Origin of the sequence: Neisseria sp. P0020.S003 (genome assembly GCF_051957095.1) — a bacterium.
Taxonomy (GTDB): domain Bacteria; phylum Pseudomonadota; class Gammaproteobacteria; order Burkholderiales; family Neisseriaceae; genus Neisseria; species Neisseria subflava.
Window position 1 is genome coordinate 78670 of record NZ_JBQCWU010000002.1, and the last position, 19007, is coordinate 97676.

At 48.9% G+C, this 19007-nt stretch carries 20 protein-coding genes; 11 read left to right on the forward strand and 9 right to left on the reverse strand.

From position 1 onward, the window contains the following. Positions 1-198: 198 nt before the first annotated feature. Complete coding sequence (locus ACTHTQ_RS02065) at positions 199-1314, forward strand: methyltransferase (protein ID WP_440362935.1); 1116 nt, start codon at positions 199-201, stop codon at positions 1312-1314. Positions 1315-1435: 121 nt separating this feature from the next. On the opposite strand, the gene bfr (ACTHTQ_RS02070) is transcribed toward ACTHTQ_RS02065, so the two are convergent. Next, a complete protein-coding gene (gene bfr / locus ACTHTQ_RS02070) occupies positions 1436-1909 on the reverse strand; it encodes a bacterioferritin (protein WP_440362936.1) in 474 nt (157 codons plus the stop codon). A 30-nt stretch (positions 1910-1939) separates the two neighbouring features. Next, the gene (bfr, locus tag ACTHTQ_RS02075) at positions 1940-2404 is read right to left on the reverse strand and encodes a bacterioferritin (protein WP_003686357.1); all 465 of its coding nucleotides are present in this window, start codon (positions 2402-2404) and stop codon (positions 1940-1942) included. Positions 2405-2823: 419 nt separating this feature from the next. Between bfr (ACTHTQ_RS02075) and typA the strand changes: the two genes are divergently transcribed. Continuing rightward, positions 2824-4635 (forward strand): translational GTPase TypA, encoded by a 1812-nt coding sequence (gene typA, locus ACTHTQ_RS02080; RefSeq protein WP_440362937.1) that lies wholly within the window; start codon positions 2824-2826, stop codon positions 4633-4635. Between the two features lie 101 nt (positions 4636-4736). Here typA and ACTHTQ_RS02085 read toward each other — a convergent pair whose 3' ends face one another. Further along, on the reverse strand, positions 4737-5693 hold the full coding sequence (locus ACTHTQ_RS02085) for a cupin domain-containing protein (RefSeq protein ID WP_440362938.1): 957 nt from the start codon (positions 5691-5693) through the stop codon (positions 4737-4739). Between the two features lie 128 nt (positions 5694-5821). Here ACTHTQ_RS02085 and ACTHTQ_RS02090 point away from each other — a divergent pair, with 128 nt between their 5' ends. Next, positions 5822-6157 carry a carboxymuconolactone decarboxylase family protein gene (locus ACTHTQ_RS02090; protein WP_003680742.1) on the forward strand — a complete coding sequence of 112 codons (336 nt, stop codon included), beginning with the start codon at positions 5822-5824 and terminating at the stop codon, positions 6155-6157. A 112-nt stretch (positions 6158-6269) separates the two neighbouring features. Then, the gene (locus ACTHTQ_RS02095) at positions 6270-6638 is read left to right on the forward strand and encodes a rhodanese-like domain-containing protein (protein WP_250600383.1); all 369 of its coding nucleotides are present in this window, start codon (positions 6270-6272) and stop codon (positions 6636-6638) included. Between the two features lie 55 nt (positions 6639-6693). On the opposite strand, the gene ACTHTQ_RS02100 is transcribed toward ACTHTQ_RS02095, so the two are convergent. Further along, on the reverse strand, positions 6694-7032 hold the full coding sequence (locus ACTHTQ_RS02100) for a hypothetical protein (protein ID WP_440362939.1): 339 nt from the start codon (positions 7030-7032) through the stop codon (positions 6694-6696). Between the two features lie 98 nt (positions 7033-7130). On the opposite strand from ACTHTQ_RS02100, the gene surE reads away from it, so the two are divergent. From surE to htpX, 6 genes are all read left to right on the forward strand, one after another. Next, entirely contained in the window at positions 7131-7886 is a 756-nt protein-coding gene (gene surE / locus ACTHTQ_RS02105) for a 5'/3'-nucleotidase SurE (protein WP_440362940.1), read from the forward strand. Positions 7887-7979: 93 nt separating this feature from the next. Beyond that, entirely contained in the window at positions 7980-8891 is a 912-nt protein-coding gene (locus tag ACTHTQ_RS02110; protein WP_063075820.1) for a peptidoglycan DD-metalloendopeptidase family protein, read from the forward strand. Positions 8892-8969: 78 nt separating this feature from the next. Beyond that, positions 8970-10493 carry a phospholipase D family protein gene (locus ACTHTQ_RS02115; RefSeq protein ID WP_440362941.1) on the forward strand — a complete coding sequence of 508 codons (1524 nt, stop codon included), beginning with the start codon at positions 8970-8972 and terminating at the stop codon, positions 10491-10493. Between the two features lie 43 nt (positions 10494-10536). Next, a complete protein-coding gene (locus tag ACTHTQ_RS02120) occupies positions 10537-11070 on the forward strand; it encodes a C40 family peptidase (protein ID WP_440362942.1) in 534 nt (177 codons plus the stop codon). Positions 11071-11267: 197 nt separating this feature from the next. Further along, complete coding sequence (gene hemF, locus ACTHTQ_RS02125) at positions 11268-12176, forward strand: oxygen-dependent coproporphyrinogen oxidase (protein ID WP_440362943.1); 909 nt, start codon at positions 11268-11270, stop codon at positions 12174-12176. Positions 12177-12367: 191 nt separating this feature from the next. Beyond that, the gene (htpX, locus tag ACTHTQ_RS02130) at positions 12368-13207 is read left to right on the forward strand and encodes a protease HtpX (RefSeq protein ID WP_440362944.1); all 840 of its coding nucleotides are present in this window, start codon (positions 12368-12370) and stop codon (positions 13205-13207) included. Positions 13208-13256: 49 nt separating this feature from the next. On the opposite strand, the gene hpnC is transcribed toward htpX, so the two are convergent. The 3 genes from hpnC to miaA are packed head-to-tail and all read right to left on the reverse strand — an operon-like array spanning position 13257 to position 15792. Then, positions 13257-14072: a squalene synthase HpnC gene (gene hpnC / locus ACTHTQ_RS02135; RefSeq protein ID WP_440362945.1), complete on the reverse strand. Its 816-nt coding sequence runs from the start codon at positions 14070-14072 to the stop codon at positions 13257-13259. Positions 14073-14124: 52 nt separating this feature from the next. Then, positions 14125-14847, reverse strand: coding sequence for a tRNA adenosine(34) deaminase TadA (tadA, locus tag ACTHTQ_RS02140; protein WP_440362946.1), 723 nt, complete (start codon positions 14845-14847; stop codon positions 14125-14127). 3 nt (positions 14848-14850) lie between these two features. After that, a complete protein-coding gene (miaA, locus tag ACTHTQ_RS02145; protein ID WP_440362947.1) occupies positions 14851-15792 on the reverse strand; it encodes a tRNA (adenosine(37)-N6)-dimethylallyltransferase MiaA in 942 nt (313 codons plus the stop codon). Between the two features lie 216 nt (positions 15793-16008). On the opposite strand from miaA, the gene bioB reads away from it, so the two are divergent. Beyond that, positions 16009-17061 (forward strand): biotin synthase BioB, encoded by a 1053-nt coding sequence (gene bioB, locus ACTHTQ_RS02150; protein WP_440362948.1) that lies wholly within the window; start codon positions 16009-16011, stop codon positions 17059-17061. A 46-nt stretch (positions 17062-17107) separates the two neighbouring features. On the opposite strand, the gene ACTHTQ_RS02155 is transcribed toward bioB, so the two are convergent. After that, the gene (locus ACTHTQ_RS02155; protein ID WP_440362949.1) at positions 17108-18118 is read right to left on the reverse strand and encodes an adenosine deaminase; all 1011 of its coding nucleotides are present in this window, start codon (positions 18116-18118) and stop codon (positions 17108-17110) included. Positions 18119-18195: 77 nt separating this feature from the next. Next, complete coding sequence (locus ACTHTQ_RS02160) at positions 18196-18975, reverse strand: ferredoxin--NADP reductase (protein WP_440362950.1); 780 nt, start codon at positions 18973-18975, stop codon at positions 18196-18198. Positions 18976-19007: the final 32 nt, after the last annotated feature.

Consider the following 19007-nt stretch of genomic DNA (forward strand, 5'->3'; position numbering starts at 1 on the left):
TTATTGTGTTCTGGTTATGCATTATACTCATTTTAGACAAAACGACAATCTATTTTTATCAAAATATTGGTATGAATTTTAAAATCTGAGAAATTTTTATACATTTTGTCTAATTTAGACTATTAAAAGCTCCTCTCAAACCGAACATATCCTAAATATAGTAAACTAATCCCCTATTTCCCCGATTTGAAACACATTATGCCCCACACCATCCCTACCAACCGCTCCGACATCGAATGGCGCAACGAAAGCACACAAAAGCCGCCCAAACAAGCGGTTTACATCCAAGAAGCAGGCGCAACAGAAATTCTAAAAAATGCCCATGCGCAAACTACAACTGTTTGGACTGGCGATTTTCACAATGCCAAGCAAGTCTTGGCCGCAATGAAAAAACGTATCCGCAGGCCGTCTGAAAAAAAGAAAGACGCGCCTGCCGATATTCAGACGGCCTTTCACGCCCACCGTATGAAACAGGCTCAGCAAAGCCGTTTGCTCAATATGCTTGCCGTTGAAATCCAACCGAATTTTCAACTGGACAATGCACGCGCACCCGACATCTACGCCGCCCTATGCGATGTTTACGACACACCAAACGACAAACCGTTTCTATTACCGCTGAATCAATTACTGGGTTTTATCGGCGCGCACGAATGGCACAAAAAAGGTATAGATATTCCGCAGCTAGCCGGAAAAATCCATGTTCCTTTCGGCGTATTCTCTCCACTGCGTGGCGAATATTTGGATTTAATCACCCAAGCACCACTCGCTCCCAATATTCAGACGGCCTTTGACATCGGCACCGGCTCAGGTGTTATTGCCGAAATTTTGGCCAAACGAGGCATATCTAACATCATTGCCACAGACACCAACCCCAAAGCAATTGCCTGCGCCACAGCAAACCTCGAACGCTTAGGCTTGGATAAAGCTGTCAGCATTCAATCGATTGATTTGTTTCCAGAAAGTTGCGCCGACCTTATCGTCTGCAATCCGCCTTGGCTGCCCGCAAAACCGACCTCCGCTATTGAGACCGCACTTTACGACCCCAATCATGCCATGCTGACTGCGTTCCTCAACGGCGTACGCAAGCACTTAAATCCAAACGGCGAAGTTTGGCTGATTATTTCCGACTTAGCAGAACACTTGCATTTGCGCGATAAAGACTTTTTACAACAATGCTTTCAGACGGCCTCACTCAATGTAGTCGATATTTTGAAAACCAAACCGCAACACAAAAAAGCAATAGATGAATCCGATCCTTTGACATTTGCCAGAAACAAGGAAACTACTTATCTATACCGTTTGAAAGCGATATAAAATCAAGGCCGTCTGAACATTCAGACGGCCTTTAAGCATTTCCATAAAAGAAAACGGCATATCCGTAAAGATATGCCGTTGATGAGAGCAGGGACTGCTATATTTGGCAGTGGTTTGTGTTTTAGTCCTCTTGCGCCGCTGTTTGCAGGTAGTTTGGCAAACCAACTTTGCCAATCAATTCCTGCTGAGTTTCAAGCCAGTCGATGTGTTCTTCGTTGATGTCTTTTTGTTTTTCCAACAAATCACGGCTGACGTAGTCTTGTTGCTCTTCTGCAAGAGCGATGGCTGCAACCAGAGTATCATGTTTTTCATACTCTTTTTTCAGATCGCAGGCAATGATTTCCTCGGTAGATTCACCGATTAACAGTTTACCCAGTTCTTGTAGATTAGGCAGGCCTTCCAAGAACAAAATACGCTCGATCAAATCGTCTGCGGATTTCATTTCGAGGATGGATTGTTTGAAGAAGTGTTCGCCCAATTCTTCAAAGCCCCAGTTTTTCAAAATGCGGGCATGCAGGAAGTATTGGTTGATGGTAACCAAAAGCAAGCCCAAGTTTTTATTCAACTCGCGGATAACTAAGCGATCGCCTTTCATATTCAGCTCCTTATACGTTTATACGCTAGATTACAGTTGGCTTTGGTAGTAGTTGCCTTCGCCGACCAATTCGATCAGACGCAGTTGTTGTTCCAACCAGTGAGCGTGATCTTCTTCAGTGTCTTTCAGTTGGGCAACCATCAAATCGCGGGTAACATAGTCTTGAGCTTCTTCGCACAATTTGATGCCTTTTTTCAGCGCATCGCGTACTTCGTATTCAGTGTTCAAGTCTGCTTTCAGGCAGGAAATTACGTCGGTACCGATGTTCAGCTCGGCACGGGTCATTTTAGGAGTACCGCCCAACATCAGGATACGACGGATGAAGTCTTCGGCGTGAGTGGTTTCTTCTTCCATCTCGTGGTTCAAACGTTCGAACAATTTGGTGTAGCCCCATTCAGAGTACATGCGAGAGTGGATAAAATATTGATCGCGAGCAGCCAACTCACCAGACAATAATTCGTTCATGTAATCAATAACTGCTTGGTTGCCTTGCATAATTCTTTCTCTTTCTTTTAAAAGTTGACGATCACGAAATGAAGATTCGTGTGTTGTTATGGAATGACGTAATTGTATGCACAAGTAGCACTTTTGACAAATTTTCTATTTAAAATACAAACAATTATCAAAAAATTTAACCCGCCTAAAAGGCCATCTGAAAAATTAATCCCCTGTTTTTAATAACATTTTTTTGACATTAGTATTAAGAATCCATTGCATCATTCAAAAACATTTACATTCGTTAACCATAAATAAAAGCAAATAATCCAACAAAATCAATCAAATTTAATTATGAATTATTCTCAACTGCTTTTGCCTCATTTTTTTGAATCTTCTACTCCGTCAACACTTAGGAATCGTGCTATAATTACCAGTTATCTTTTTTTTAAGCACCTAGCTGAAACACATAAATCATCATGAAACAAATCCGCAATATTGCCATCATCGCCCACGTCGACCATGGCAAAACCACATTAGTTGACCAATTGCTGCGTCAGTCCGGTACATTCCGTTCCAACCAGCAAGTAGAAGAGCGTGTAATGGACAGCAACGATCTTGAAAAAGAACGCGGCATTACCATTCTCGCTAAAAATACCGCCATCGAATACGAAGGCTACCACATCAACATCGTAGATACCCCGGGACACGCCGATTTTGGTGGCGAAGTGGAACGTGTATTGGGCATGGTTGACTGCGTCGTACTGTTGGTTGACGCACAAGAAGGCCCTATGCCGCAAACCCGTTTCGTGACCAAAAAAGCCTTGGCTTTGGGTCTGAAACCTATCGTTGTCATCAACAAAATCGACAAACCGTCTGCCCGTCCAAGCTGGGTTATCGACCAAACTTTCGAACTCTTCGACAACTTGGGCGCAACCGACGAACAATTGGACTTCCCTATCGTCTATGCTTCCGGCCTGTCCGGCTTTGCCAAATTGGATGAAAACGACGAGAGCAGCGATATGCGCCCTCTGTTTGAGACCATTTTGAAACACACGCCTCCTCCAAGCGGCAGCGCAGACGCAACGCTGCAACTTCAAATTTCCCAACTGGACTACGACAACTACACCGGCCGCCTTGGTATCGGCCGCATCCTGAACGGCCGCATCAAACCCGGTCAAGTCGTTGCCGTTATGAATCATGAAGAACAAGTTGCCCAGGGCCGTATCAACCAACTGTTAGGTTTCCAAGGCTTGGAACGCGTACCTTTGGAAGAAGCTGAAGCCGGCGACATCGTGATTATTTCCGGTATCGAAGACATCGGTATCGGCGTAACCATTACCGACAAAGACAATCCTAAAGGATTGCCAATGTTGAGCGTGGACGAGCCGACCCTGACCATGGACTTTATGGTCAACACTTCTCCTTTGGCCGGTACGGAAGGTAAATTCGTGACTTCCCGCCAAATCCGCGACCGTCTGCAAAAAGAATTGCTGACCAACGTTGCCCTGCGTGTTGAAGATACTGCCGATGCCGACGTATTCCGCGTTTCCGGCCGTGGCGAATTGCACCTAACCATTTTGTTGGAAAACATGCGCCGCGAAGGCTTTGAATTGGCAGTCGGCAAACCGCGCGTGGTATTCCGTGAAATCAACGGCCAAAAATGCGAGCCTTACGAAAATCTGACCGTGGACGTACCGGATGAAAACCAAGGTGCCGTTATGGAAGAGCTTGGCCGTCGCCGTGGCGAATTGACCAATATGGAAAGTGACGGCAATGGCCGTACCCGCTTGGAGTACCACATTCCAGCACGAGGCCTGATCGGTTTCCAAGGCGAATTCCTGACCTTGACCCGCGGTACCGGCTTGATGAGCCACGTATTCGACGACTACGCACCGGTTAAACCCGATATGCCCGGCCGTCACAACGGCGTACTGGTTTCTCAAGAGCAAGGTGAAGCCGTTGCTTACGCCCTGTGGAACTTGGAAGACCGCGGCCGTATGTTCGTTTCTCCAAACGATAAAGTCTACGAAGGCATGATTATCGGTATTCACAGCCGCGACAACGACTTGGTGGTAAACCCTCTGAAAGGTAAAAAACTGACCAATGTCCGTGCCAGCGGTACAGATGAAGCCGTGCGCCTGACTACACCGATCAAATTGACTTTGGAAGGCGCAGTTGAGTTCATCGACGATGACGAACTGGTTGAAATTACACCACAATCCATCCGCCTGCGTAAACGCTACCTGAGCGAATTGGAACGTCGCCGTCATTTCAAAAAACTGGACTAATTCTGTTTGATTGATACGTTTTAAAATTAAGGCCGTCTGAAAAGTGTTTTAGAAATCTTAGATTTCATTTCTACACTTTCAGACGGCCTTTTATCATCTGTTCAAATAAAGTAAATCGGCATTTCTTCCGCTTGTTCTGCCGCTTCATCAGTACGATCATTCTTACGATATTGCCCCGGCGATATCCCATATTGCTTTTTGAATGCCTTGCCGAAATGTGTTTCCGATTGAAAACCGACCGAGAGCGCAACCGATAAAACCGAATCCGCCGTCTGTTTCAACAATAATGCCCCTTGCTGCAAGCGGATACTGTTAACAAAGGCATGAGGGCTTGTTCCCGTCTGCTGCTTAAATACCCGCATCAACTGGGCGCGAGATAAGTTGGCTATTGCGGTCATTTTCTCGATATTCCATTCCTCTTCCGGCTTATCCACTACTGCCTGAAGTAGATTCCGCAGGCGTTTGTCCTGCCAACCATTCAGCAAACCGCTTAATTGCGCTTCCCCATTTTTCTCCAGGCTGGCTCGAAGTAGAAATACCAACAATACCGAAGCCAATGCGTTCACAACCGCTACCGAGCCAGACAAAGCCTGACCGCTCTCATACTGCAACAATGCCACCAAATACTGCAAAGAAGGATGGTTGATATTCAGTAAAACCGTATCAGGCAGCCCTGCCATAATATCCGCCTGCGCTTCATATTCAAACCGTGCGCAGAAAAGATGCAAAGCCGCATCGCCTCCTGCATGACTCTGCTTGACTTTAAATGCGCCTCTTTCACTCGTCAGCACGCTGACACCGAGATTTTCACAACTGCTATCACTGCTCAAAGTGTGCCCTACGCTGCGCGGGAAAAAAATGATATCCCCCGCACTCAGCAGCCTTGCCTCTTGTTCCCCATCAATTCGGATATAACCCGAACCGGCAGTTACGATATGCACCAAACCATGCGCACGCTTTGGTTCATGCCGCACATACCACTCCCCCTGAAACAGACATTGAACATCCACGCTGCCTTTTACCTGCGCCAATTCGACCAGCCTATCCACAATATCCATAGTGTTTTTTACCAATAAATGAGATGTTTTGACGAATTAAATCTTACGATTATTGCAATAATACACACACCAAACACAAACGGATAGGATTTTTTATCTTATCCACTCACATTAAGAAAGGACATATCATGTTTAAAGACTGGCCTGAACATACCGCCTTGGTAAAAAAATCATTCGGCGAACTAGGTAAAAACCATCCTAAAATGCTGCAAGCCTACGGCGCACTGGATCAAGCAGCCGCTGCCGAAGCACTGGATGCCAAAACACGCGAACTGATCGCCATTGCCGTTGCCATTACCACACGTTGCGAAAGCTGCATCAGCGTGCATGCCGCCGCTGCAGCCAAAGCTGGGGCAACCGAAAGCGAAATCGCCGGCGCATTGGCCACTGCTATCGCACTGAATGCAGGTGCCGCTTATACATACGCTTTGCGCGCTTTGGAAGCAGTAGAAACCCAACGCTAATCGGTTTGCAAAATCAGGCCGTCTGAAAGCCTACTCCCCTTTCAGACAGCCTGATGAAATGCTAAACTGATAAAGTTATCATATTGTTTTCTGTCTAATAGGAGATTGAACCATGAAGAAACTGCTAACTGCCGTACTTTTTGCCGCCGCTGTTGCCACTCCTTTGGCCGCTTCCGCTGCCTCTTTGCCTAAAGTTGAAAAAAGCGCGGCACAACCTGCAAAAGCAAAAGGCGTTTGGATTGATGTCCGCTCTGCCGAAGAATTTAAAGAAGGCCACTTGCAAGGTGCACTCAATATTCCGCATGACCAAATCGTTGACCGCATCAAATCCGTCAGCCCGGATAAAAATGCACCGGTAAACCTCTACTGCCGCAGCGGCCGCCGTGCAGAAGCCGCGCTGACTGAGCTGAAAAAAGCCGGCTACACTAACGTAACCAACCATGGCGGTTATGAAGACTTGGTGAAAAAAGGTTTGAAATAAATCTAGCTGATTTTAAAAAGGCCGTCTGAAACTTTTCAGACGACCTTTTTTGCCATTACAGGCAGCAACTTCCAAATCTCAAACGTTTGCTGAGACCGGTTTCGTGAATTAATTGTTTGATAACCAAAATATTGGTGTTATCAGCCAACGCGCGAATGCTGTGTGCTTCCATCGGTTCAAGACGGATAACTTGCAAGCCTTCGGTTTGCAAAACTTCGTCCACCGTTTTGATTTCGGCTTTTCCGTTTAAAACCAAAAGCAAAATAATCGCATCCGCCTCATAGGCCGGAATTTCATTATCCTTCTTCAGTGAAAGCTGAACAATCTCCTGATTGCCGTCTGAAGCAATCACGCCGCCCAATAAAGCTTTGGGGTCTAACTCATAATGTTTCATTATTATCCTTTCCGCCCAAACGTTGCCGATTCATGGACAATCGCTCAAGCAAACCAGTACAATACCGCCCATCTTACCGATAGACACAATATTGTCACATGAACATATTAATCTCAAACGACGATGGTTATCTTGCGCCCGGTTTGGCAGTTTTGGCAAAAGTATGTGCAGAATTTGCCAATGTCAGGGTAGTTGCGCCCGAACGCGATCGCAGCGGTGTCAGCAATTCCCTGACTTTAGACCGTCCTTTACAACTGAAACAGGCGGAAAACGGGTTTTACTATGTGAATGGCACACCCACCGACTGCATTCATGTCGGCCAGCACACCCTCGCCGACTTCAAACCCGACTTAGTCTTGTCCGGCATTAACAACGGCGCAAACATGGGCGACGATACGCTTTATTCCGGTACGGTTGCCGCCGCAACGGAAGCCTACCTGATGGGCATTCCCGCCATTGCTTTCTCGCTCGCAGATTCCAGCGGCCGTTATTGGGAGACTGCGGAAAAAGCCGCTTGGATACTGCTTTCCTACTTTCTCAAATGCCCTATTTCCGAACCCATCTTATGGAATATCAATATCCCGGCCGTCGCACCTGATGATATCCAAGGCATAAAAATTACACGGCTCGGCCGCCGTCATCATGAACAAAGCATTGTTCCCATGTATAATCCACGTGGCGAACAAATTTATTGGATTGGGCCGGTCGGCGATGTTTCCGACAGCGAAGAAGGTACCGACTTTGGCGAATGCGCGTCCGGCTTCATCACGATTACCCCCCTGCAAGTCGATTTGACTGCCTACGGACAAATGGAGCAAACCACTTCCTTTTGGTCAGAAATCCCTGCGCCTTAACAGTCCCTAACAGCCGAACACTTGAGAAACAAGCATATTTTTATTATGATATGCCCCGACGAGAACAATTACCCGAATACGAAAGTCATTAACATGTTGAAAAAAAGTGTATCTTATGCCGGATCGGCAGCTTTGGTTTTATTACTTGCAGCCTGTGCCAGCCAACAACCGGCTCCTGTAGTCGTCGGCACTCAAAGCGGTGGTTCAACAACAAGCTCTACCGCTGACAATCCTTACGGTGCAGCGCCTTACAATACCAACACCAGCCCAGCGGCAGATGCTCCATACACTCCGCCGGCAAGTACACCTGCTCCAACGTATAACAGCGGCAGCACCGGCACTTACACGCCTTCTTATGCGCCTGTTGATATTAATGCAGCGACACATACTGTTGTTCGTGGTGATACCGTTTACAACATCTCCAAACGCTACAACATTACCCAAGACAACCTGCGTGCATGGAATAACTTGGCCGACAACACCATCAGCATTGGTCAGACCCTGCGCGTGAAACCTGAGGGCTACGTTGCACCTGCAGCTTCTGCAAGCAAACCTTCTACTCCAACAACGACAACCACTGCTCCGGCTCCAAGCACTCCTGCCAATACACCAACCGTGTCTACCGGCAGCAGCCGTAACGTCAGCGGCATCACATGGCAGCGTCCGACTACCGGTAACGTTATCGCCAACTTCGGCGGCAGCAACAAAGGCGTAGATATCGCCGGTACGCAAGGCCAGCCTGTTGTTGCAGCGGCAGACGGTAAAGTCGTTTACGCAGGCTCAGGCTTGCGCGGTTACGGCAACTTGGTCATCATCCAACACAACTCCTCATTCTTGAGCGCATACGGCCACAACCAACGCCTGCTGGTTAATGAAAACCAAACCGTTAAACGCGGTCAAACCATTGCGCATATGGGTAATACCGATGCATCTCGTACCCAGTTGCACTTTGAAATCCGTCAAAACGGCAAACCGGTCAATCCGGCAAATTATGTTGCCTTCTAAGCTGATTCAAGCAACCTAATTTCAATTCAATCCCTGCCTAAATGTCATTTAGGTAGGGATTGTTTGTACCGGTTTCCCATGAAATTTCATCTTCCCTTTCTTTATGCCCTGCTATTGGGCGGTTGCGCCGCGTTTTTGCCATCATTGGACGAACGCACCCAAAGCAGTTATCTTGACATACCTGCAACCCCACGGCTGGACAGCGCATTAGGCATTCCTTCTACGTCCTCCAAGACCGATGTTTCCCATATCTATCTGCTGAACGATGCCCATGAAGCCTTTGTCGCCCGTGCAGCCCTGATTGAATCCGCCGACCATACCCTCGATTTGCAATACTATATCTGGCACAACGACATATCCGGCAAGCTTCTGTTCAACCTGATTCATCGCGCGGCCGAACGCGGCGTCCGTGTGCGTTTGCTTCTGGACGACAACAACACCAACGGCATGGATGACCTCCTGCTGGCACTCGACAATCATCCCAATATCGAAGTCCGTCTGTTTAATCCCTTTATTTTCAGAAAATGGCGTGCACTCGGCTACGTTGCCGACTTTCCGCGACTTAACCGCCGAATGCACAACAAATCTTTTACCGCCGACAACCGTGCCACCATTTTAGGCGGGCGCAATATCGGCGACGAATATTTTAAGGTTAACGACGATACCATCTTTGCCGACCTCGATATCCTCGCCACAGGCCGCGTCGTAACCGAAGTATCCCAAGACTTCGACCGCTATTGGGCAAGCCACTCCACCTATAACGCGACCAGCATCATCAAACGGGGAAACCTGAAAAAAGGATTGGCAGAGCTCGATTACACCGACCAAGATAAAAATCAAACGCTCATCCGCTACCGTCAAAGCATCGAACACTCCAACCTCTATCAAAAAATGCAGAGCAACCTTATGGAGTGGCAAAGCGTCAGCACACGCCTGATCAGCGATGACCCGGCCAAAGGCTTAGACCGCGACCGGCACAAACCGCCTATTTCCGAACGCCTGCAAGATGCCCTCAAGCAACCAGAAAAAAGCGTTTACCTTGTCTCCCCTTATTTTGTACCCACAAAATCAGGCGTTAAAGCCATAGAAAAGCTGATTCACAACGGCGTGGATGTTACCGTTCTGACCAACTCCCTCCAAGCGACCGACGTTGCCGCCGTCCATTCCGGCTACGTCAAATACCGTAAGCCTTTGCTTAAAGCTGGGGTCAAACTTTACGAACTCCAGCCCAACCACGCCGTTCCGACCTCCAAAGACCGCGGCTTGACCGGTAGCTCCGCCACCAGCTTACATGCCAAAACATTCATCGTGGACGAAAAACGCATTTTCATCGGTTCATTCAACCTCGACCCACGCTCCGCACGCCTCAATACCGAAATGGGCGTCGTCATCGAAAGCCCCGAAATCGCAGGCCAAATGCAGCGCACCCTCGTAACGACTACCCCAAGCTATGCCTATCAGGTAACGCTTGGCAATTACAACAAACTATACTGGTATGACCCAAGCGAAAAACGAACTTACGCACACGAGCCTGAAGCCAAGTTCTGGAAACGGATTACTTCAAAAATCCTGTCCATCCTGCCCATAGAAGGATTATTATAGAGGCCGTCTGAAAACAAAAATCATGCTGCCGGAGGAATTCACCATGTCCCGACTCATCTGCAAAACCCTATTTGTTTGTACCACCAGCCTATTGTTGGCCTCCTGCGGCACTACCGGCAAACACAAATCCCACAAGCCACAAACAACCGCCAGAACAGTCCAACCTGTCCGTATTTCCCATATCGACCACACCCAAGGTTCGCAGGAATTGATGCTTCACAGCCTAGGCCTGATCGGCACACCCTACAAATGGGGAGGCAGCACCACATCCACAGGCTTTGACTGCAGCGGCATGATCCAATACGTCTATAAAAACGCCCTCAACGTCAATCTGCCACGCACCGCGCGCGATATGGCCGCAGCCAGCCGAAAAATTCCCGACGGCAAATTAAAAGCCGGCGATCTTGTCTTCTTCAATACCGGCGGCGCACACAAATATTCCCATGTCGGCCTCTACATCGGCAACGGCGAATTTATCCACGCCCCCAGCAGCGGTAAAACCATCAAAACCGAAAAACTTTCCACTCCGTTCTACGCCAAAAACTATTTGGGCGCACATACTTTTTTTACTGAATAAATCAAGGCCGTCTGAAAGGTATCGCAATATCATCAATACCTTTCAATCTATTGCCGATGAGTAAAGCTTGATTGCAAGATACGCCCATGCAAAAATTTACCCATAATAAAGCAACAAAAAAATAACAATTAGTTTCAACAACTTAAATCATATTCCGCCCTGTCATTTTACAAATACGAAACCATCAAGGATATATCATGCACACAGAATCCGTTCTAACCCTCCTCAAAACCCTGCAAAACCAAATCTGCGCTGCGCTGGAGCAAGAAGATGGCGAAGCCAAATTTGTGCATGAAGCATGGACTGGGAAACTGGGCATCGGCGAAACCCGCGTATTGAAAAACGGCGCAGTATTCGAGCAGGCAGGTGTGAATTTTTCGCATGTAAAGGGAACCCAAATGCCGGCTTCTGCTACGGCCCATCGTCCGGAATTGGCCGGCGCGGCGTTTGAAGCCATGGGCGTGTCGCTGGTCATTCATCCGAAAAATCCTTATGTTCCTACCAGCCATGCCAATGTGCGCTTTTTTATTGCCTATCCTGAAAATGCCGAGCCGGTTTGGTGGTTTGGCGGCGGCTTTGATTTAACGCCGTTTTATCCTTTTGAAGAAGATATCGTGCATTGGCACACCGTGGCGCGTAATGTATGTGCGCCATTTGGCGAATCGGTTTATCCTGAATTCAAACAATGGTGTGACGAATATTTCTATTTGAAACACCGTAATGAAACACGCGGCGTGGGCGGCCTGTTTTTTGACGATTTAAACCGCTGGGATTTCGATACCTGCTTAAATTTTATCAAGGCAGTCGGGGAAGGCTATATCGCAGCGTATCTGCCGATTGTGGCCAAACGCAAAAATACGCCTTATGGAGAACGTGAACGAGATTTCCAACTCTACCGTCGCGGACGCTATGTGGAATTTAACTTGGTTTGGGACAGAGGCACGCTGTTCGGCCTGCAAAGCGGCGGTCGTACGGAAAGCATTTTGATGTCCATGCCGCCTTTAGTACGCTTCGAGTATCAATATGCGCCGGAAGAAGGTTCTCCAGAAGCCGCATTAAATCAATTTTTGGTAGCGCGAGACTGGCTGCAGGAATTCGGAAAATAATATCTGTTTGCAATCAGGCCGTCTGAAAAGCTGTTTTTAATCATAAATCCTGCTTTTTCAGACGGCCTTTGCTTCAATTGCTTTGAATTTGCATACCTTTGCCTATTGCGCTGTTTCATCTCTATAGAGTTTTTGAGACAATGCGCCCATATAAAAATCACCTCACAAACCACACTAAAAAGGAATAATCGGTGAAACGCATTTTCTTATTTATCGCAACTAATATCGCAGTTCTGGTTGTCATCCGTGTTATTTTGGCCATCTTGGGCATCAACAGTACCGACCAAGTCGGCAGCCTGTTGGCTTATTCCGCCGTCGTCGGCTTCAGCGGCTCGATTGTCTCCCTGCTGATGTCGAAAACCATCGCCAAACATTCGGTCGGCGCCGTCGTCATCGACCACCCACAAAGCGAAGAAGAAGCTTGGCTGTTGGCAACTGTTGAAGCGCAAGCCCGCCAATGGAATCTGAAAACGCCGGAAGTCGCCATTTACGACTCTCCCGAGCCTAACGCTTTCGCAACCGGCGCAACCAAAAACAGTTCACTCGTCGCCGTCAGCACCGGCCTGATCGACCACATGACCCGCGATGAAGTCGAAGCCGTTTTGGCGCATGAAATGGCGCACGTCGGCAACGGCGATATGGTAACGCTGACGCTGATTCAAGGTATTGTGAATACTTTTGTCGTCTTCTTGGCGCGTATCGTTTCCAGCATGGTGGCGCGCAACAATGACGGCAGCACTTCGCAAGGTACATATTTCATGGTCAGCATGGTATTGCAGATCGTATTCGGCTTTCTCGCCAGCATCATCGTGATGTGGTTCAGCCGCCAACGCGAATACCGCGCCGATGCGGGCGCTGCAAAACTGGTGGGCGCGCCGAAAATGATTGCCGCCCTGCAACGCTTAAAAGGCAGCACCAGCGACCTGCCGCAAACTATGACCGCAATGGGCATTGCCAGCGAAGCCAAAGATTCTTGGTTCAGCACCCATCCTTCTTTGGACAACCGCATCAACCGTTTGAAAAACCGCTAATCGAAAAACATCAAGGCCGTCTGAAACATCCATTTCAGACGGCCTTTTTTTATTTCTTCATCAAAGCACGCTTGATGATAATCATCCAGTCTTTCTTATCCAACAGCGGCCGCTGGTTAAACACGTCATATTTGCAACCGTCCAACTTCTGCAAAATCAACTGGCCGCCGACAATAATCATGCGCAGCTCAAAACTGATTCGTCCTTTAAGGGTTTTACCCAACGGCGAGCCTGCCTTCAGCATTTGAAAGGCACGTTGGCACTCGTGCGCCATCAGTCGTTGAAAAGCAAAATCGGCTTTACCGGCCGCAATCTGCTCTTCACTGACTTTGAACTTCTGCAAATCTTCCTGAGGGATGTACACGCGTCCTTTTTGCCAATCTACCGCAATGTCCTGCCAAAAATTAATCAGCTGCAAGGCAGTGCAAATGCCGTCACTTTGCGCCATACTCACTTCATCGGTTTGCCCGTACAAATGCAGCATAATGCGCCCCACCGGATTGGCGGACAAGCGGCAATAGGCAATCAATTCGCCAAAGTTTTCATAACGGGTTTTGACCACATCCTGGCTGAACGCCGCCAGCAAATCATAAAACGGCTGCAACGGTAATTGAAACGGCTCAATCGCTTCGTTATGCAAACGCTGCATCAAAGCCGTTTGCGGTTTCCCGCCTTGTGCAATGCGGTCTAACTCTGCCTTCAGTTCGTCCAGTTGACGCAGGCGTTCGACTGCTTCGGCATTGCCTTCGTCGGCAATATCGTCCGCTGTCCGCGCAAAAGCGTAAACGGCGTGAACCGGCTTGCGCAAACGGCGCGGCAGCACAATGGAGCCGACTGGGAAGTTTTCGTAATGATTGACTGACATGGGAAATCCAAAATTTAAAATAAAATGTTTTTGCTGACAGGCCGTCTGAAATTCAGACGGCCTTACGTTTGGCTGCAAAGAAATCCTGCAAGACGCTTTGGCATTCATCTGCCAATATGCCGCCCAAAATTGCAGTATGCTTGTTCAGACGTTTGTCGGCAAACAAATCGACCACGCTGCCTGCCGCACCGGTTTTAGCTTCGGCCGCACCATAAATCACGCGCCCGACCCGCGCCTGTATCAAGGCAGATGCGCACATGGAGCAAGGCTCTAAGGTAATGTACACATCGCAATCTTCCAAACGGTAGTTTTGCAAGGCCTTACCTGCGACGGCAAGCACGTTGATTTCGGCATGGTGGCTGACATTGTGGTCGCCAATGCAGGTATTGTGTGCCGCTGCGATTACCTTGCCTTGATATACGATGACCGCGCCAACGGGCACTTCGCCCAATGCCGCCGATTGTCTGGCCTGTTCTATCGCCAGCCGCATAAAGGCTTCCATATCGCTTTGAGAAGGGAAAACGGCAACAGGCGGATGTTTTTTCAAAGCCTCGCCCAGCTCCGTCTTTCTCTCCTCGGAAATATGCTGGACATCCACACCCGAAACCAGCGCAGCCAGTTGCCACAAGGTGCTTTTGGTTACGGTCAAACCCGACGCTTTCAGCAATAGAAATGCGCGGACTACGCCGATTTCCTGTAAATCTTCCAGTGTACGAATACCCAATTCTTTTAGTGTGGACAATGTTTTAGGGGCAAGTGGTGGCGTAGTCAGCATGGATTATTCCTGAAAATGCTGACGCGCCAAGGCCAAGGCCGTCTGAACATAATCGCTGTCTGCGTAAGGATCTAACGTATGCGCCAAAGGAATTTTCCGCAACCAGGTCAACTGGCGTTTGGCAAGCTGGCGCGTGGCGACAATGCCTTTTTCGACAAAGGTGTCATAATTGGTTTCGCTTTCGAGATAATCCCAAGCCTGACGGTAGCCCACGCAGCGCATAGACGGCATATCGGCATGTAGTTGCGGATAATCGCGGCGTAAGCCGTGCATTTCATCGAGGAAACCGTGTTCCAGCATATTTAAAAAGCGTTTTTCGATTTGGCGGTGTAATAAATGACGGTCTTCAGGAATCAGGGCAACCGTGCATAAATCAAATAAAGGCGCGGCCTGCTTCTGCTCCGTGAAATGTTCGCTCAAAGGCTTGCCGGTCAGAAGATAGACTTCCAAAGCGCGTTCAATACGCTGGCTGTCATTGGCTTTCAGACGGCCTGCCGTCATCGGGTCAACTTCCTGCAAACGGCGATACAGGCCCGCCAGACCGTGTTCGTTCTTTTCCGCCTGAAGCTGTGTGCGCACTGCCGCATCTGCGCTAGGTAAGTCGTTCAAACCTTCCGTCAGCGCGTGGAAATACATCATCGTACCGCCGACAATCAATGGATAGCGACCGCGCGCATGTATTTCGTTCACCAAGCGCACGCAATCGCCGACGAAATCCGCCGCGCTGTAACTTTCCAGCGGCGAGATAATATCAATCAAATGATGCGGTACGGCGGCAAGCTCTTCAGCAGTCGGCTTGGCCGTACCGATGTCCATACCACGATACACCAGCGCGGAATCCAGACTGATGATTTCCACCGGCAGCGATTGGGCAATATTTAAGGCCAGTGCGGTTTTACCGCCGGCGGTCGGGCCGAGTACGGCGAAGGCTTTGGGCGCGTTCATAAGAAAACGGAAAAATTAAAAATGCGATTATAGCAAACCCGACAAACCATATTTCAGGCCGTCTGAAACATTTGCCCTACATTATCAAAAGCGTTACACTTGCTGCGCCGTTTCAGACGGCCTTTTATATTGATTTCAAACCTGCTGCTGCCGTCATTACGCCGGCAGTCAAGCCGTCAGCGACACTGCGTCGCTGTAAACACGAAAGAACACACTATGACCGTATCTCCCGTAGCCTTGCGCCGTCAAACCGAGCGCAAGCCGCATCCGACCGCGCGTTATTGGAAAAAATGCGATGTCGAAGCCCTGTTCGGGCTGCCTTTCCTCGACCTCGTTTATCAAGCTGCCGAAATCCACCGCCAAAATTTCAATCCGCGCGAAATCCAGCTTTCCACCCTGTTGTCCATCAAAACCGGCGGCTGTCCCGAAGACTGCGCCTACTGCCCGCAATCGGCGCACCACAACACCAATCTGGGCAAAGAGCAGATGATGGATGTGGACGAAATCGTCGAAAAAGCCAAAATTGCCCAATCGCGCGGCGCCAGCCGTTTCTGCATGGGCGCGGCATGGCGTGGCCCCAAACCCAAAGACGTGGCTGTCGTTTCCGAAATCATCAGCGCGGTGAAAGGCTTGGGCATGGAAGTGTGCGGCACCTTCGGCATGCTCGAAGACGGCATGGCTGAAGACTTCAAAAAAGCCGGTTTGGACTACTACAACCACAACCTCGACACCGACCCCGAACGCTACAACGACATCATTCACACGCGAAAACACGAAGACCGCATGGATACTTTGGGCAAAGTCCGCAATGCCGGATTGAAAGTCTGCTGCGGCGGCATCGTCGGCATGAACGAAACCCGCGCCGAACGCGCAGGCCTGATTGCCAGCCTTGCCAACCTCGACCCGCAACCCGAAAGCGTGCCGATCAACCAGTTGGTTAAAGTAGAAGGCACGCCGCTGGCCGATGCCGAAGATTTGGACTGGACGGAATTTGTCCGCACCATCGCTGTGGCGCGGATTACTATGCCGCACAGCTACGTCCGCCTATCCGCAGGCCGCAGCAATATGCCGGAATCCATGCAGGCCATGTGTTTCATGGCTGGTGCAAACTCGATTTTCTACGGCGACAAGCTGCTGACTACGGGCAATCCGGACGAAGACGGCGACCGCCTGCTGATGGAAAAATTGAATTTGTATCCGCTGCGCTTTGAATTGGAAGAAGAATACAAAGCCGCGCAGGAAATACCTAAAATCAAAGTTGATTATTAACAGCCATCATAAAAGGCCGTCTAAAACTTTTTCAGACGGCCTTTTATCATGATTCAACATGAAAACCTTCAATCTTCCGTATCCATTCTTCCTTTTCTGCCTCGCTCAAAAACGAAGCGCGGAACGAATTAGCGCACAAGGTTTTGATTTCTTCCGCACTCAAATCCAAAGCTTCGGCAAGCGCTTCAAAATTTCGGTTCATATAGCCGCCGAAATACGCCGGATCATCGGAATTGACGGTTACCAACACGCCGCGTTGCAACATACGGCGCAAATTGTGTTTTACCATCTCCGGAAATACTTTCAATTTCAAATTGCTCAACGGGCAAACGGTCAACGGCATTTGCTCTTTAATCAAACGCGCCATCAACGCCTCATCTTCTTCCGCCCGTACGCCATGATCGATACGACGGACATGCAGCAAGTCCAAAGCCTCATAAACATATTCCGGTGGGCCTTCTTCTCCGGCATGTGCCACCGTCAACAAACCCTCCGCCCGCGCCTGTGCAAACACGCGCTCAAACTTAGACGGCGGATGCCCCAGCTCGCTCGAATCCAAGCCTACGCCGATGATGTGTTCTTTATAAGGCAAAGCCTGATTTAAGGTTTCAAATGCGCTTTCTTCCGACAAATGGCGCAGGAAACACATAATCAAACGCGTGCTTATGCCCCATTGCTGCCCGGCTTCACGGCAGGCACGGACAATGCCGTTAATCACGGTTTCAAACGCCACGCCCCGCGCAGTATGGGTTTGCGGATCAAAAAATATTTCCGTATGCACGACATTGTCTTCGCGGCAACGCTCAAGATACGCGCGGGTCAAATCGTAAAAATCCGCCTCGTGCAACAATACGCCGGCACCGGCATAATAAATATCTAAAAACGACTGCAAATTGTGAAAATCATAAGCCTGCCGTACCGCTTCGACATTTTCATAAGGAATCGCTATGTGGTTGCGCTTGGCGATTTCAAACATCAATTCCGGCTCGAACGTCCCTTCGATATGGACGTGCAACTCGGCTTTGGGCAGGGCTTGGATCAATTGTTTGATATTCATATTTTCTCTGATTTTCGGTTTATATTTAATATTGAAGGCCGTCTGAAACTTTCAGACGGCCTTTGACCATTTATCTGTTAAAAACCATTTTCCATCATGATTTCGCCGGAGATGCGGTTGCGGTGCATGGCGTAGCCCAAATCCATCAGGGCTTGGAAAGTGTCTTTAACCATTGCCGGATTGCCGCAAACCATAAAGCGCGTATCGGCCTTGGTGAACTTAAAGCCGATTTTTGCTTCCAAACCGCCATTCTTCAGCAATTCGGGAATCCGTTTGCCGCTCAATGCGCCTTCCGTTTCCTCACGCGTGGTAACCGGAACAAAAGTGAATTTATGGAAATATTCTTCAATCAGCGGATGCTCTTTCAAATCGGCAAGGCGTTGGTTGAAAATCAACTCGTCAGCGTAAGAGACAGAATGCGCCAAAACCAAACGGTCGAAACGCTGCCAGATTTCAGGCTGCTCGATAATGGAGAGGAAAGGCGCAATGCCGGAACCCGTGCAGAGCATGACCAAATCTTTTCCGTCGGGGAAACGCTCGGGCAAGAGGAAACCGGTAGCCGTTTTATCCAGCAAAATAGTATCGCCCTCTTTCATCGCGGCAAAACGCGCCGACATCGGGCCGCCTTCGATTAACACCGCGAAATACTCAAGCGTATCGGCGTATTCGGCAGATACGACGGAATACGCGCGCCAAATAAAGCCCTCGCCGTCACGGAAACCAAGGCGCGAAAACTGCCCTGCCGAAAAACGGTAGGACTCGGGACGGCTGATGGCAAAAGTCATCAACTTAGGTGTATGGTGTTTGATCCACAAGACTTTTTCTTCGGTAAACTTGGCTTCTGGAGAAGCTGCCATAATAGGTTTCCTTGATATTCGGTATCAGTTTC

Excerpts from the sequence above, each read along its gene's own strand:
- ACTHTQ_RS02065 (WP_440362935.1), top strand. The coding sequence starts at position 199 with ATGCCCCACACCATCCCTACCAACCGCTCCGACATCGAATGGCGCAAC.
- bfr (WP_440362936.1), bottom strand. The coding sequence starts at position 1,909 with ATGAAAGGCGATCGCTTAGTTATCCGCGAGTTGAATAAAAACTTGGGC.
- bfr (WP_003686357.1), bottom strand. The coding sequence starts at position 2,404 with ATGCAAGGCAACCAAGCAGTTATTGATTACATGAACGAATTATTGTCT.
- typA (WP_440362937.1), top strand. The coding sequence starts at position 2,824 with ATGAAACAAATCCGCAATATTGCCATCATCGCCCACGTCGACCATGGC.
- ACTHTQ_RS02085 (WP_440362938.1), bottom strand. The coding sequence starts at position 5,693 with ATGGATATTGTGGATAGGCTGGTCGAATTGGCGCAGGTAAAAGGCAGC.
- ACTHTQ_RS02090 (WP_003680742.1), top strand. The coding sequence starts at position 5,822 with ATGTTTAAAGACTGGCCTGAACATACCGCCTTGGTAAAAAAATCATTC.
- ACTHTQ_RS02095 (WP_250600383.1), top strand. The coding sequence starts at position 6,270 with ATGAAGAAACTGCTAACTGCCGTACTTTTTGCCGCCGCTGTTGCCACT.
- ACTHTQ_RS02100 (WP_440362939.1), bottom strand. The coding sequence starts at position 7,032 with ATGAAACATTATGAGTTAGACCCCAAAGCTTTATTGGGCGGCGTGATT.
- surE (WP_440362940.1), top strand. The coding sequence starts at position 7,131 with ATGAACATATTAATCTCAAACGACGATGGTTATCTTGCGCCCGGTTTG.
- ACTHTQ_RS02110 (WP_063075820.1), top strand. The coding sequence starts at position 7,980 with ATGTTGAAAAAAAGTGTATCTTATGCCGGATCGGCAGCTTTGGTTTTA.
- ACTHTQ_RS02115 (WP_440362941.1), top strand. The coding sequence starts at position 8,970 with ATGAAATTTCATCTTCCCTTTCTTTATGCCCTGCTATTGGGCGGTTGC.
- ACTHTQ_RS02120 (WP_440362942.1), top strand. The coding sequence starts at position 10,537 with ATGTCCCGACTCATCTGCAAAACCCTATTTGTTTGTACCACCAGCCTA.
- hemF (WP_440362943.1), top strand. The coding sequence starts at position 11,268 with ATGCACACAGAATCCGTTCTAACCCTCCTCAAAACCCTGCAAAACCAA.
- hpnC (WP_440362945.1), bottom strand. The coding sequence starts at position 14,072 with ATGTCAGTCAATCATTACGAAAACTTCCCAGTCGGCTCCATTGTGCTG.
- tadA (WP_440362946.1), bottom strand. The coding sequence starts at position 14,847 with ATGCTGACTACGCCACCACTTGCCCCTAAAACATTGTCCACACTAAAA.
- miaA (WP_440362947.1), bottom strand. The coding sequence starts at position 15,792 with ATGAACGCGCCCAAAGCCTTCGCCGTACTCGGCCCGACCGCCGGCGGT.
- bioB (WP_440362948.1), top strand. The coding sequence starts at position 16,009 with ATGACCGTATCTCCCGTAGCCTTGCGCCGTCAAACCGAGCGCAAGCCG.
- ACTHTQ_RS02155 (WP_440362949.1), bottom strand. The coding sequence starts at position 18,118 with ATGAATATCAAACAATTGATCCAAGCCCTGCCCAAAGCCGAGTTGCAC.
- ACTHTQ_RS02160 (WP_440362950.1), bottom strand. The coding sequence starts at position 18,975 with ATGGCAGCTTCTCCAGAAGCCAAGTTTACCGAAGAAAAAGTCTTGTGG.